General features: G+C 45.0%; 11 protein-coding genes and 1 pseudogene. 4 read left to right on the forward strand and 8 right to left on the reverse strand.

Annotated elements, in window-relative coordinates:
• Positions 1 to 56 precede the first annotated feature (56 nt).
• The 3 genes from LC065_RS03630 to LC065_RS03640 all read right to left on the reverse strand — a co-directional run bounded on the left by LC065_RS03630 (position 57) and on the right by LC065_RS03640 (position 3,287).
• Positions 57 to 440, reverse strand: a complete 384-nt coding sequence (locus tag LC065_RS03630; protein WP_226594446.1) for a carbonic anhydrase — start codon at positions 438 to 440, stop codon at positions 57 to 59.
• A gap of 84 nt (positions 441 to 524) precedes the next feature.
• Positions 525 to 2,234 carry an AI-2E family transporter gene (locus tag LC065_RS03635; RefSeq protein ID WP_306163759.1) on the reverse strand — a complete coding sequence of 570 codons (1,710 nt, stop codon included), beginning with the start codon at positions 2,232 to 2,234 and terminating at the stop codon, positions 525 to 527.
• Between the two features lie 90 nt (positions 2,235 to 2,324).
• Positions 2,325 to 3,287: an MBL fold metallo-hydrolase gene (locus LC065_RS03640; RefSeq protein ID WP_371933399.1), complete on the reverse strand. Its 963-nt coding sequence runs from the start codon at positions 3,285 to 3,287 to the stop codon at positions 2,325 to 2,327.
• Between the two features lie 343 nt (positions 3,288 to 3,630).
• On the opposite strand from LC065_RS03640, the gene LC065_RS03645 reads away from it, so the two are divergent.
• On the forward strand, positions 3,631 to 3,990 hold the full coding sequence (locus tag LC065_RS03645) for a hypothetical protein (protein ID WP_226594439.1): 360 nt from the start codon (positions 3,631 to 3,633) through the stop codon (positions 3,988 to 3,990).
• 106 nt (positions 3,991 to 4,096) lie between these two features.
• Here the strand turns inward: LC065_RS03645 and cydC are convergent, their stop codons facing one another.
• Together cydC and cydD are read right to left on the reverse strand one after the other, a co-directional pair.
• Entirely contained in the window at positions 4,097 to 5,806 is a 1,710-nt protein-coding gene (gene cydC, locus LC065_RS03650; protein ID WP_226594436.1) for a thiol reductant ABC exporter subunit CydC, read from the reverse strand.
• Positions 5,803 to 7,530, reverse strand: a complete 1,728-nt coding sequence (cydD, locus tag LC065_RS03655) for a thiol reductant ABC exporter subunit CydD (RefSeq protein ID WP_226594434.1) — start codon at positions 7,528 to 7,530, stop codon at positions 5,803 to 5,805. The genes cydC and cydD overlap by 4 nt, the downstream gene beginning before the upstream one ends.
• A 1,360-nt stretch (positions 7,531 to 8,890) precedes the next feature.
• Here cydD and cudC point away from each other — a divergent pair.
• On the forward strand, positions 8,891 to 9,445 hold the full coding sequence (gene cudC, locus LC065_RS03660) for a choline uptake/conversion transcriptional regulator CudC (protein ID WP_226594431.1): 555 nt from the start codon (positions 8,891 to 8,893) through the stop codon (positions 9,443 to 9,445).
• Positions 9,446 to 9,599: 154 nt separating this feature from the next.
• On the forward strand, positions 9,600 to 11,189 hold the full coding sequence (locus tag LC065_RS03665; RefSeq protein ID WP_226594621.1) for a high affinity choline transporter 1: 1,590 nt from the start codon (positions 9,600 to 9,602) through the stop codon (positions 11,187 to 11,189).
• 65 nt (positions 11,190 to 11,254) lie between these two features.
• On the opposite strand, the gene LC065_RS03670 is transcribed toward LC065_RS03665, so the two are convergent.
• The 3 genes and pseudogenes from LC065_RS03670 to LC065_RS03680 all read right to left on the reverse strand — a co-directional run bounded on the left by LC065_RS03670 (position 11,255) and on the right by LC065_RS03680 (position 12,929).
• Positions 11,255 to 11,773, reverse strand: a complete 519-nt coding sequence (locus tag LC065_RS03670) for a P-loop NTPase family protein (protein ID WP_226594429.1) — start codon at positions 11,771 to 11,773, stop codon at positions 11,255 to 11,257.
• 4 nt (positions 11,774 to 11,777) lie between these two features.
• A pseudogene (locus LC065_RS03675) lies at positions 11,778 to 12,489 on the reverse strand (nucleotidyltransferase domain-containing protein).
• Entirely contained in the window at positions 12,486 to 12,929 is a 444-nt protein-coding gene (locus LC065_RS03680) for an NUDIX hydrolase (protein ID WP_226594423.1), read from the reverse strand. Before LC065_RS03680 ends, LC065_RS03675 begins: the two are co-directional and overlap by 4 nt.
• A 683-nt stretch (positions 12,930 to 13,612) precedes the next feature.
• Between LC065_RS03680 and LC065_RS03685 the strand changes: the two genes are divergently transcribed.
• The gene (locus LC065_RS03685; protein WP_306163760.1) at positions 13,613 to 14,314 is read left to right on the forward strand and encodes an MFS transporter; all 702 of its coding nucleotides are present in this window, start codon (positions 13,613 to 13,615) and stop codon (positions 14,312 to 14,314) included.
• The last annotated feature ends 83 nt before the right edge of the window (positions 14,315 to 14,397 follow it).

The following is a 14,397-nucleotide window of genomic DNA, read 5'->3' on the forward strand; positions in this document are numbered from 1 at the left end:
ACTCCTTCGCGAATGTTCTACTTAAAAACTATTCGCCATCAGGAAGAAAAATCCTCTTATTCTGTAATCACTTCTACTTCCCACTGGTCGTTGACATATAAGCCAATGGCATCCACATTGAATCCCCAGGACTTCACAAGGTCTACAGATTCCTTGATTTGGCCAGCTTTCACATCACGATCTACAGGGTTACCTGCGCAATTGTAATGGCCGACAACAGCCACTACGCCTGACCCGTGCTTGTCTACGGAAATGCCAATTTTCGTTTTGACAGCAGCCAGCTGATCTTCAGAGCCTTCCAGCAAGAACTTGGTCGGGCCTGCTTCTGTAATCATGTCGATATATTCCGTACCATAACGTTCCTGCATCCAGTGGATGACGGGAAGCTGCACACGTCCATCCATACAATTGATTGCTGTTGCAAATGTTTTTTCTGCCATAAAAAATCCCTCCAACTATTAAAATTCTATATTTATTTTATCATAACAAAAAAGCAGCAGGAGCGGGTGCCCTGCTGCTTCTCTTCAATTGATGCCTTGAATTTGCATTTCTTCTACAGTCCCTGTTCCGTTATCACGGATACGCGCCTGAATGTTTACTTGGTCTCCTTCTTTCAGGAAAATGGCAAGCGGCGCCTTGCTGGTATTGACCGTATAGATGGTCGTTTCCCCTTCCAATAAAAATTGGACAGACTGCATGGAATCAGTAGAGGTGACAAGAACGCGGTTAATGGTTCCTGACTTCTCCGTCAGATCGACACCTTGACTTCCCTCGACGCTGCTCGGGTCCTGGGCAATTTGCAGACGGTATGCGTTTAATGTCTGCTTGGCTGTATCTCCAAATACTGCAAAGTCTGAATCTGCAGCTTTAATATACGCATATTGCTTGAACAGACCGTTTGGATCAAGGACGTTTACGATCCATGTCGGGTGGCCATCCACGTTATAGAGAACCGGCATTGTTCCTGTCCAGTTTTTCTCAGGATACTGTTTGTTTACGATCTGTACAGCTCCTTTGCTGTCCATGATTCCCTGGTTTTGCTGGCCGTTGTAATAAGTGAGGGCCCCTGTTCGGGCATTGATCAACGTATAACCAAGGGCAGAATCAATGTTTTCTTTCGGTGAAGCCATATCTGTGAAGTAGAACATTTCACCCGCTTCATTAAAAATCGGTGTGACACTACTTTCTGTTCCTGACTCATTCGGGATCTTTACATCCTTTTTCCCAAAGATTGAATTCAACCATCCATTTACATATTTACCAAAGTATTCGTTCTCAATCGCTGCCAGTTCAGAACTTACTGATCCTTCAACGAAATCAGGTGCATTGGAAGATTCGAAGGTTTCAATATCACCTGAAACCGGATCAACAATCGCCACTTTTATATCATTCATATCCGGACGGTTGGAAAACAGCAGCGGCTTATAGATGGTTTGCACATACCACGGTTTACCATCGTCATCGACTTCAATCTGTGCGTCTCCACTTTGGATATAATCCGGATGCTTCCCATAAACGACACGCTGCACATTATGATTAAAGAAGCTTGAGTTCGTGTACCTCATTTTGCTCTGAACGAACTCCGGCTGTGCATTGATATTCGTAGCTGTAATCGTAAAGTATCCTTCCGTCTCTTTCCCTCTCAAATAACGCCAGAAGCTTGAAAACTCGACGGGCGCTACATAAGCGATTTCGCCATCAATTTGCTGAGCTTGTAGTTTTCCTAAATCGTAGAATTGCGTATTCGGCACAACACTCATGGCTTTTTGCACTTTGTTCCTTGCAGATTCAGGCGCAACAGAGATCGGTGTGTTTTCTTCATTCAAAGGACGAGCTTCCTCTTCCTCTGACTTGGAAATGCTGTCATAGCTGTCCTGCAAAGCTAAAATGCTGTAAATGAAAACACCAATGACCGCGACTGCTACGGCTAAAATAACGATTCCTGACAGTGAGCGGTGCATCGTTTGATATTGCACCGGCACTTTGGCTCCTCCGTACACTAACGGAACAAAAAGAACTGCGACAATCACATTAAAAATCAACATATTTGGTACTGTAATCGTCGGCATAAACGCATAAATGACGAAGAACATCACGATGACACCGAAAACCAGGACTCCTACTGTCGTTTTCAAGATTTTCTTTCTTCTCATTCGATTTTTCACATAGACGATGATCGACAACGTCAAAAATAATAGAAACGATAATACCGTTGTCATTACTATTCCAATCATTATGTATCCCCCTTCTTGTCCTTATTTCTTACGTTCGAATACAGCGTTATGTTTCAATTATATGTGTAACCATGAGAAAAAGCAGAACAATTACGTTCTGCTTTTCTTTTTCAAGTAGTCGGCAAGGCCCATGGAACAAACTTCTATATCCAGTTTCAGAATATCATAGACCTCATGATTCTGCGGGATTCCTTTTTCCTCTAAATAAGACGCCACTCGATCATGAAGCCGCTGTTGAATGCCCTCCAGTCCTTGACCTTCTTCTAAAGCATCCTCCGCTACACTCACAAAAACAGGAATCCAGGCACTGACTTGGTCAAACGTTTGATCAGGATCTTCCGTCTTCCCAAAATGACCGAAATAGAGGCAAGAAGGATTCATTTCCCGAAAACGATCGATGCACTCAAGCATCGCATCCGGATCAAACTGGTTGGGTGAAGTCGTTGGTAAGTAAAACGTCAATCCATGATCTTTTGTCTGATGATACCGGATCCCTGCCGTATCCCCTGTGAAAATTCCGTTGCTCAGCGAATCATAAATGCCAAGGTGGTGCTTTGCATGACCGGGAGTATCATAAAACGTGAGTGTACGATTTTTTGAAAGCGTTAGTGTGTCTCCGTCTGTCTTTGTTTCAAGGCGCTCTTCCGGTATAGGAAGAATCGGGTCAAACAATTCATCAAACGCTTCTCCATAAACCGCCTTCGCTCCTTGAATCAAACGTGAAGGATCGGCGAGATGCCGCTTTCCTTTTTCATGGACGATGACCTGTGCGTTCGGGCATTCCTGTAACAGCAGCCCCGCTCCACCCGCATGATCCAAATGGATATGTGTCAAAATCACGTACGCTACTTTTTCTTTTGGAATCTCCAACTCTTCCAAACCAGCGAGCACTCTCGGTACAGAGGGACTTGGTCCCGTTTCCACAAGCGTAATGTCATCTCCACCTAACAAAACGTATGTACCTGTCCGTCCTTCAAACCCCATATCATAACCATCAATCAAAAACACATCATTTCCTAAATCCATCGGCGCTCTCTTCTTCAATTCCTTCACCTCACCTTATGAATTATCTCTAGTGTACTAGAATTTAACAAATAATGATAACGCTTTCTTAAATAAGCATGTTCCTCCTCTATAAGCTCCCTATACTTGAAGACTAAGTTTCGTGATGTTTCCGGGGTTCGTTGCCATGTTAAGCGTCAGGGGCGGAGGGGAATGGGGAGACTCACTGCGCTCCCGCGGAAAGCGAGTCATTCCCCGCAAGCCCCATCCACTCAACAAAAGCCTCGAAACTGAGTCTTCCACAATCCTGCCATTTCCTTTATTAATTCAGAAGAAATGGATTGTCACACTTTTGGGCTGGGTGAATATCATGGATTTTGAGGAGATGGTTAAAATGACAGAAGAACGAAAGATGCACCAACAAGGTCATACGAAGCCTTCCTATGAGCAGTGCAATAGAATGAAGTACTATCATGTCATGGTCCAAACCAAAGATGGACGCAGCTTTGATGGAGTCATCACAGACGTGAATCACGATAAGATGACGATCTTAGTAAGCGAAGACGTTATGGTGGATGAGGATGGAAATGCCATGGAGGAACGCCAATACGGATATGGACGCCGTCGGGCACGCCGCTTCCGTCGTGAAGTCCTTCCAATAGCCGGGCTTGCTACTTTAGCGTTATTCCCTTACTTCGCAAGTCCTTACCCCTATTACTACCCATATTCATACGGATACCCTTACTACTACTAAGTAAGCAATAATCTCGTATAGACTGGATGCTCACTTATCTCAGTTACATGGAATAAATTACCGTACCATGGTCATCCATATTATGGAATATCCGGTACGGCATTTTTTATGTGCTGAAGATGTTCTTTTCGATTTGTTTCATTTCGTAGAAGTGCCCTTTCTTTTGCATCAGTTCATCATAAGAACCTGCCTCTACGACTTTCCCTTCTTCCATGACGATGATTTGGTCCATCTTTTCCAGCCCGCTCAAGCGGTGGCTGATGAGGACGACGGTATCCTGAGACGCGCGTTCGTACAGATGTTGGAAGATCATTCGTTCGGTCAGAGCATCGACAGAAGATGTCGGTTCATCGAGCAACCAGAGACGCTTCCCTTTCAAAAAAGCTCTTGCTATGGACAAGCGTTGACGCTCTCCACCCGAAAGGTTCTCCCCTCTTTCGAGAACCGGTTGGTCCAGGTCAAATTCCAATCCAACCTCTTTCAGCACAAGCTTCATCTCTTCATCTGAGAGGTCTTCACCCGCAAGCTGGAGGTTTTCACGAATCGTCCCGTAAAAATAATGGTTCTCCTGAAGTACAACGTTGCTGTGCTCCCAAATGCTCTCTTCAGATATATCCTTAATATCCATTCCATTGACCGTGAGCTCGCCTGAGGATGGTACTTGGAATTTCATTAACAGTTGCAGGAATGTGGATTTTCCGGATCCACTGGCTCCAACAATCGCTGTTTTACTGCCTGAAGGAATGGACACGTTGACTTCTGTAAGTGCCTCTCTCTCTTCTTCCGGAAAACGGTAACAGACATCAGATGCTTGCAGGCTAGGAGCAAGCTCGCCATCAAGTTTATACGTAGCCGATCCATGATTTTCTTTCTCTACAATGGAAAAAAGCCGCTCCGATGCTCGTTTGCTATCATCCAGGTGGCTTGGAAGAACTGCCATCGGTGCTGCGTTTTCAAAGACCGTCAAAGAAATCATCACGAGCATCGCTAAGAACAACCCGTTTAAATCTCCTTCAGCCACAAGAACAGCACCAAGACCTGTGACGATCCAGGAGACGAGGAGGGTCGCAAACGTGTTCCAGGAATGACTGGAAAGCATTTGACGACTGTCACGCTCATCTTCTCGAATATATTCCAGGGAAGACTGATGAAGCGTTTCTTTCTTCCCTTCCAGCTGCTGATAGATTTTAAGGTCACGGAAGCCGTACAGCCATTCCGCGGCTTCGGTCGATAACTCCCCGCGTGCCTGTCTTACGCGGCTGGCTAGTTTCCGCTGTTTCACTGTGTACCAAGCTGGAATCAACAGCCCTGTAACGACGAGGCCCAAAAGAAGAACGATGGCTACGGAAATAGAGAAGATGGATGTGAAAACAATCGTCCCTAAGAAGATAATGACAAGGACGACCGGTGGATAATACACACGCAAAAAGAAGTTTTGCAGACTCTCCACATCGCCCACAATCCGTGAAAGCAAATCTCCGCTCCGGTATTTCTGAAAAATCCTTGGTGCATGCGGTTCCAATTTTTTATAAAAAGCAAGACGCAGGTTGCTTAAGATGGTAAAGGTAGCCCTGTGGGAGAAGTACCTTTCAGCATATCGTCCCAGTGCTCTCGCAAATCCGAAAAGCTTTAAAAAGGCGATGAGTACCGTCAAGGCATACAACGGAGGGATGAGTGCCGCCCTGGAAATCAAATACCCACTGGCACCAAACAGTCCGACCGCTGACATTCCAGCAAGAAAACCAAAAACGATGGAAAGCACAATGTCCCTTTTTTCCAATACAACTAAATGGATGACTTCCTTCAATTCTTTCATGCGGAGTCCCCTCCTTGCTGGACGGTCACCATGTCCCTGTACTCCTTCACCGTTTCAAGTAATTCTTCGTGCGTACCTTTTCCTATAAGATGACCACGTTCCAGCAGCAGAATTTGATCAGCCTTTTTGATCGTATGCAAACGGTGTGCAACAGTGATGATCGTCGCTGTTTTTGCAAGTTCTTCCAGAGAGGCTTGCAACACCCGTTCCGTTTTCAAATCCAGACCTGTTGTCGGCTCATCAAACAAAATGACGGAAGGCTTTTTCAAAAAAGTACGGGCAAGAGCGAGGCGTTGTTTCTCGCCTCCAGAAAGCCCGCGTCCCGCTTCACCGACCGGGGTGTCGTACCCTTTTTCCAAAGAAGTGATCAAATCGGCAATGCCTGCTTTCTCCGCGGCCTGGTGAATTTCTTCCCTAGAGTGATTTCCTCGCCCACCAATCGCAATGTTTTCAGAGATCGTTCCAGAAAATAAATACGGATGCTGGGAAATGTAGCTTACCTGAGAAAACCATTCTTTTTCCTCATAGTCAAAGAGGGAGCGATTATTGATTTTGACAGCTCCAGAAGAAGGTTTAGCAAGTCCAGCTAAAAGGTGCAGCAGTGTCGATTTCCCCGCACCACTTTTACCGACGATGGCAACCTGGTGATACGGTTTGATCGTTGCTGCCAAACCTTCCATCGCAAACCCTTTTTCGTAAGAAAAGCTCACTTGATCGAGCTTAATTTCAGGAGGCTGGTCACTTTGAAGCTTTCCTCTTCCCCACTGGATTTGTTCCTCTTCTTTTTCAAGTTCTTCCGTGAGATGGCTGGCAGCTCCTGAAGCGCCTCTCCCTGTATGAAAAGCACTACCGAAGTCTTTCAGCGTCAAATAAAACTCAGGAGCAAGAATCAGAATGAAAAAGGCGGTAAAAAAGGATACACTCTCATAAACGACGAGCCGGATGGCAATCTCCAATGCGATTAAACCGATGCTGAGCATGGAAATGAACTCAAGCATCAACGAAGAGACAAAGGCGACTTTCAATACTTCCATCGTTGCATCACGAAAACCGAGGCTGCTGGATTCAATCTCTTCCTCCTGCTGCTTGGAACGTCCAAAAAGCTTTAATGTCGTCAAACCTTGAAGGGTATCCAGAAACTTTCCGGAGAACGTGTTCAACTTCTCCATCTGCTCTTCTGATTTCTTTTTTGTCATCACGCCGATGATCGCCATAAATAACGGAATAAACGGAGCTGTGATCATCATGATCAGCCCTGAATAGATATGCTGGGTGAACACTACGATAAGAATCATCAATGGGATGGTCATGGTCTGGATCATTTGTGGAATATAGCTGCTGAAATACCCGTCAATCTCGTCTACGGAATCCATCAGCACACTGACTTTCCTTCCCGATTGTCCTTGTAAGGAGGCTTGAACGGGATTACGCGCGTACTTCTCAATCATTGATCGACGGAAATAAAGCTTCGCTTTGGAAGCAAGCTTTATGCCTGCCCGGCCGTTCAGCCATGTAAACAGCGTCCGTCCAGCGAGCACAAATAGCAATCCTGCAAGAAGTGGCAGGATATCCTGAAAACGTTCCTCACCAAGAAAAATCCGGTCGACAATCGCAACGAAAAAATAAGATTGACCTACGATTGTGGCACCAATCAACACGGATGTGAGGACCAACAGCATGAAAACTTTTCGATCTGAGAAAGCTAGTCTGCTGAGGTGCTTCATTTACATAAAACTCCTTATAAGCCATTTTGTGAATGATTTCACATTGACATCATTATAATGCATGAAGCCCATGATTGCTAAAAATAAAACCGATGATTCTATGACAATTCTATAACATCGTCTCCTTAATAAACAGCTATCATACGTAACCGGTAGGCATCATTTTTTGGCCCCTTTTCTGTATCATTACCCTCTATGTAAAGAAGGAGACATTTTAATATTTTGGAAAAAGCATTCATGATCCCCTGTCCTTTTTCAGAATCAAGAGCTTACCTAATTGTGACCTGCGATGCTGTCGAAGAAAGCGACCCTTTCAATGGCAAGTCTTCAAGGGTGGGGTGGGATGAAAAAAGCCTACAGGATTCGTCTCCTGAAGGCTTGGGTGAATGCATAATCATGTTGAAGCACTCCTTATGCGATTCGTTTTACTGCTGATGTTGTCGTTTCATCTGCAGTCATCGTTTACGAAATGTGCTCCAGGTCAGGCAGTGTGTTGGTAAAAAGAAAGAAGTTCTTTAAATTAATGGGGATGGGGGATGTGTTTGGAGTTTGAATAGTAAGCCGACTATAAAAGAGGTCCTCGCACCTTTAACTTCGTATTCATGTCTTGTATCTCTGGTCTAATGTCCTCTATCTTCGATTTCATGCCCTGTAACTCTCGTTTGTTCTTCTATTTGTAAAGTTATCTCTCAAAACTAATCTAGAAAATTCGTTGGGTAATGTTTTCCGCTGCGAACATTTACTGCTACAATCTTTGTCTTTTTGCTGACGCTTGACCAGTGAGAACCAGCCAGAGCATATATAGTAGAGTGAGCAAGCGTAACGGCCTCCTCTTTCCTTTGAATATTTCAATCGTCAAGACAAGCTCGAAATCTTCTTCTAGCAGACATAGGGAAGTTTTGAATCTTATAAGGTTTCACCAAAAAGTATCCCTTCGTCTCTCCATTTCCATGTCATCAAATGATTACCAGTTGTCCTGCTGAACTTATTAGCTCCTCTTAGATGACGTTGGATTCATACTTCATAAAGCGCAGGTAAGACTGCAGAGTGTAATGATCTACCTCCAGATGACCTTCACAATCAACAAAGGACCGCCCCCGTTGATTCCTTTCTTTTATGATTTCGTTAATTTTGTTAATAAAAAATTTAACTTTTTGAATACTTTTTACGTTAACAAGCCTTTGTAAGCTTGTCAAAGTAAAATTTTTTTTGAATCGGCTATATCCTATGAGATGATAGGGCTTAAGGCGATTTTTTTCTAAAATGGATTTTGACAAGCGATTTTTATTCGTTAAGATAAAGTCTGTAAAGAAAAAATTTAATAAAGTTAATTGCTTTTACGCCTGTGAGGAGGTTTTTAATGACAAATCATCATGATGAAAGCTCCCGACAGACCATTGAGCACGCGAAAGGACTTGTGATCGATTCCATTGCGGAAACGATGGATTTGTATGGAGTGACCCGGAGTGCAGGGACCTTATATGGGACAATGTACTTCGAGGATGATATGACGTTGGATGAAATGCGTGAAAAACTCGGAATGAGTAAGCCGAGCATGAGTACAGGAGTGAAGAAGCTCCAGAATTACAATATTGTGAAGCAGACATTCCGAAAAGGAACGCGCCGGCAGACTTTTGTCGCTGAGAAAGACTTCTTTAATTTCTTCTCCAACTTTTTTACAAAGAAGTGGTTGAGAGAAGTTAAAACCAACTTGGACGCAATCAAACATGCTCAGAAGGAATTGAACGATGTCATGGAGGATTCCGAAGCGGACGAAGTTGTAAAACAAGAAGCAGAACAAATCTATCAGCAACTCGAAGCATCCAAACCTTATTACCATTGGCTGCAGAAGCTCGTCGATTCTATTGAGAGCGGAGAAATTTTCGATTTTCTTCCTGCCGACCAAGAAAAATAAGATACCGCCTCTCTAAATAACATTTCAACTGACTGTTATTCTAGGGAGACGTATGGACTTTATAATTTACAGAATATTCAGATAATATAAAGGAGTGATGTCATTGCAATCGAATCAACAATCATCTTTTTTTGCTAAAAACAAAGCCGCAATCATGCTCGGGACGCTTTTAGGTGTTTTCGTCCTCTACATGGCCCTCACCAATGAAAACATTCAATGGGGCGGATTTATCGCCATGATTGTTTTCTATGCCCTCGTCTATTTCATCGGTGCAGTCTTCGCTACAAATAAATCCGGAACTCTAGCAGACATGATGGTCGCAAACCGCAGCTTACCCCTTGGGATCGCCATGTTCACAATGGCCGCTACATGGGTTGGCGGTGGATATGTCAATGGTACAGCAGAATTCACATACAGCGATGGTCTCGTTTGGGCTCAAGCTCCATGGGGATATGCTTTAAGTCTGATTATCGGTGGTATTTTTTATGCTCGTAAAATGCGCCGCTATGAATTCCTCACGATCATCGATCCACTGGAACAACGTTTCGGTAAAAAAATGGCCGGTGTCCTATACATTCCTGCTTTACTTGGAGAAATGTTCTGGAGTGCTGCGATTCTAACAGCTCTCGGCACGACATTTGGTACCATTTTGAACATAGACTTTACTACATCCATCATTCTTTCAGGAATCATCGCTATTGCTTATACCGTAGCCGGAGGGATGTGGGCTGTCGCCTATACCGACGTATTCCAAATGGCTATTCTATTAATCGGCCTCATTTTAGTCGTACCATTCACTTTAGGTCACGTCGGTGGTATAGATAATGCATGGAGTAACTATTCAGCAGAATTCGGATCGTACGCCAATTTATTTCCACCGTTGAACGGATGGCAGGATCCTGCATGGGGCAATTGGTTCTGGAATTGGATGGACTACGCCCTCCTCCTCATTTTTGGTGGTATTGCGTGGCAAGTATATTTCCAGCGTGTCCTTTCAGCCAAAAATGAAAAAACAGCGATGTGGTTATCCATCACCGCAGGAATTATCTGCATCATTGCAGCCATCCCTGCCGTTCTGATTGGAATTGTCGGTGTGAATATGGATTGGGCAAGCATGGGACTTCCAACTCCCGAGAACCCAGCCGTCATTCTTCCGCACATCCTAAGGTATTTGACACCTGAACTTGTATCCGCAATCGGACTCGGAGCTCTAGCAGCGGCGGTCATGTCCTCTATGGACTCTTCCATTCTATCTGCCTCTTCCATGGCTTCCTGGAATGTGTATCGTCCACTGCTTAAACCGAACGCAAGCTCTGAGCAGTTGAAGAAAGTAATCAAGCGTACAATCATCATCGTCGGTGTCGGAGCTATGATCATCGCGTTAAATGTCAAAAGTGTATATACGCTGTGGTATTTAGCATCTGATCTTGTGTACACCATTCTTTTCCCACAGCTCACGATGGCTCTCTTTTATAAAAATGCGAACCTTTATGGGTCGATCGCCGGCTTCTCTGTCGCTTTATTCCTTCGTTTAGGCGGCGGTGAACCTGCAATGGGACTACCGGCATTCCTACCGTATCCAATGATCAATGCTGACGGAATCGTCCTCTTCCCATTCCGTACACTTGCTTGTATTTCAGCATTCATCATGATTTTCGTTGTATCCGAATTAACGAAGAAAAAATGTCAGCCTCAGCCACTTGTCATGCCTGAGGAGAGAGAACAAGAGAAAAAAGCTTCCTAATAGAAAAAGCACTCCAATTGTTGAATTGGAGTGCTTTTTCATGTAAAGATCCCCGAACCACACATCTATGAAAGGTGATCAAGAAACTTCTGTATATCTTTTTTCGACCTTAATTGAATGACACGCTTCTCACGGCCGATTTCTTGAAACGACAGGAGCCTCTCCTGCATGTTCTTTTTCCGTTTCCGATAGGTCGTTACAATGAATTTCAGAAAGTCTGCTTCCATTCTTTCACTGCATCCTTCCCCAAGGTCTGGGCGAGTGCTTCCACGGTGGGTCCACCAGCGCTTCAATACTCGAAATAGACAGATCATTAGAGGCAATTCCAAGTAGATGATCGTGTCTGCCCTCTCTGCTCGTATTTCATATGTAGGTCTATAATTTCCTTCTATAATCCACTTGTCTTTTTCTACGACTTCTCTCTGCCTAGCCGAGAAGTCCTCCAGTGTCGCTTCCTGCCAGCCCGGCTCCCAATAAAAACGATCGAGATGATACACGTCGGTATCGAGCTTCTCCCCTAACTTCTTTGCAAATGTTGATTTGCCTACACCGGCAGAAACACCAAGCACCATTATTCTCTTCACTGGTCTACCTCCTTTTCTTTTTTCCGATTGAAAACCCTTCGAACAACCGACCGCCGTATGGATTCAGTACCTCATTAACCAAATCAATGATGTCTTTCTTCTCCCCGTTTTTGTAAAAATAATCGAAGCAGCGAATCAATCGTTCTGCAAAAGCAGCGTCATAGTTTCGTAGTGACCGAGCCACCCATTTCGACGATCCGCTCCATTGTCCATTCGCCCGCAGATAAAACTCACTCGTCTGCTCAGCTAGTTTTGCTGCAATGAAAAGAGCTTCCCCCCCGGTCTGTGCAGCCAACGAAATCGTCCAAGGCATCCGTAATAAAATACCGCTTAAGCAGGAGAGTTTCTTCAGACCAGGAGGGTGGCCCCTTCTTCAGTAGGTCAGCCGCTTCATTTTTGACGGCTTCCAAACGATCGTCCCACTTAAGGGTCTGTCCCTCTGCCACCATTCGCGGCATCGAAGGTTGTCCACGCTTACAATCACTCTCGAAAAACTCACGGTAGGAAGACCAATGATGTACAAAGACTTCGACCGGCCACTCTCCCGCATAGAAAGACTCGCGAAAAGACGACGCTACTTTCGAATCGAAAATTACGATATCCAAATCGGATGTGCTTGTCGCCTCTCCCCTAACAACGCTTCCTGCAAGAAGAGCAGCGTCACAATCCGGGAACAGCTTTGCGATCATATCTTTTGCAGCCTCCATTGCCTTCATCCGCTCACCCTTTCCAGAATGATTCGTGCTCGCTTGTCGATATTCTCAGGGAGAGATTCTCGACTGAAATATCTCAGCTCCAACGTTTCTTCATCATCTGCTCTGAGCTCTCCACGAACCTCAGAAGCTACGAAACAAGCAATCACATTAAAGACCTCATCCCCATACGGGTATCGGTAGAAAAAGTCTTCCCCTGAAAACGTGGCGACCAGCTGCACATCTTCAGCTACAAGTCCCGTATCTTCTTCCAGCTCCCTCGCGGCCGTCTGTTCCAAGGTTTCTCCAGGCTCCATCGCCCCACCTGGCAGCCCCCACTCTTGTGTATCCTTTCGATATTGAAATAGCAGCTCTCCCTGCTCATTCTCGACGAGAACCGTGGACCCCACAACGATAAGCGGCTGTGTACCAATCCTTCTTCTCATTCTTTGTACGTAATCCATCTCACGCCCCCTAACTCTGAATATTCAGTATATCAAAAAACCCACCAAATCTTGCTAATAAACTTGCCAATATTGATGAAGAACCTGATCAGCTGGTGAGATAAGATTCAAGTATATGGCAGGATAGTGGAAGACTCAGTTTCGAGATGTTTCCGCGGTTCGTTGCTATGTTGGGCGTCAGGGGTGGTCGGGAAGCCACTCGCTTTCCTGCGGGGATGACGGCAAGCCTCCTCGTGCTTCGCACTGTGGGGTCTTGCCAGTCCATCCATTCCCGCGGGAGTCTCGTAGCTTCCCAACCACCCCTTTCGATGTAAGGGAGAAACGAACCCTTGTACCAACCATGTTGGATGGTTCTTCCACTATCCAACTGTTAGAGGTGTAAAGTGCTGTGGATCAAGCTTTAACGTACTGTTGAGGTGTTCTAGTCATCCACTTCCCATAATCATACGAGCTGCCCTTTTAGGAGTGGTTTCGAGAATCTTCCTTGGCAAAGGGGCGGAGGGAAACGGTGAGACTCCTATGGGACGTGTGAGACAGGTGAGACCCCGGAAGGCGTAGCCTGAGGAGGCTCACCGCCCGCCCCATGGAAAGCGAACCTTTTTCCGGAGCCCCTAGAACCACTTAATTGTCTCGAAACTGAGTCTTCAACAAACGGGAGATTTAGTGGAAAAGGAGGAATATTGATGTATCGATCTTTATGGAAGCAGAAGAATATAAGGTATTACTTACTGGGGGGTGGAGTTTCCAGACTTGGGGATGTGCTGTCTGCGCTGGCTTTTTTGTTCCTTGCTTATGACATGACAGAGTCCAACGTCCACACGACCGGAGTGGCACTAGCAGAAACCGTGCCGTACCTGGTGTTCGGACTGATCGGCGGAGTGATTGCTGACTCTTTCCCACGAAAAAAATTACTGATCAGACTGGATTTGTTTCGTGTACCTCTTATGTTGTCGATCAGCCTCTTACATGGATTCAACCTGCTTACCTACCCTGTGTTAATCATCGTCAGTTTTTTAGTACAAACGATTGGGTGCTTCTTCAATCCTGCACATCGTGCTGTTCTTCCAATGGTAACGACAGAAGACGAACGGTCAGCGGCTAATAGTCTCTACGACACGATCACACGTGGGGTGACGATCCTGACTCCGCTTATCGCTATTACTCTATTGAACACGGTCGGCGCCCTCCACTTTTTTACTTTGGATGCATTCACCTATTTAATTAGCGTTTACTGCTTGTCTCGACTCACCCCTGGAAGAACCGTTGAAGAAAAAGCAGACCATTCGCTCCATCTTCCTGTCCATCAAAGAGTTCTTCTTATGGATGGTTGGTCATTCAACGATTCGAAAACTTTTTTTCTTTACATTTTATACGGTTTTTCTTAATACCTGGGTGTGGCAAGTGGGAATGTTGTTAGCTCTTGAAGAGATGAGCACGAAAAGTGAAGAGTGGTACAGTGGGATTCAAG

The organism is Halobacillus litoralis (assembly GCF_020524085.2).
GTDB classification, from domain to species: domain Bacteria; phylum Bacillota; class Bacilli; order Bacillales; family Halobacillaceae; genus Halobacillus; species Halobacillus litoralis_E.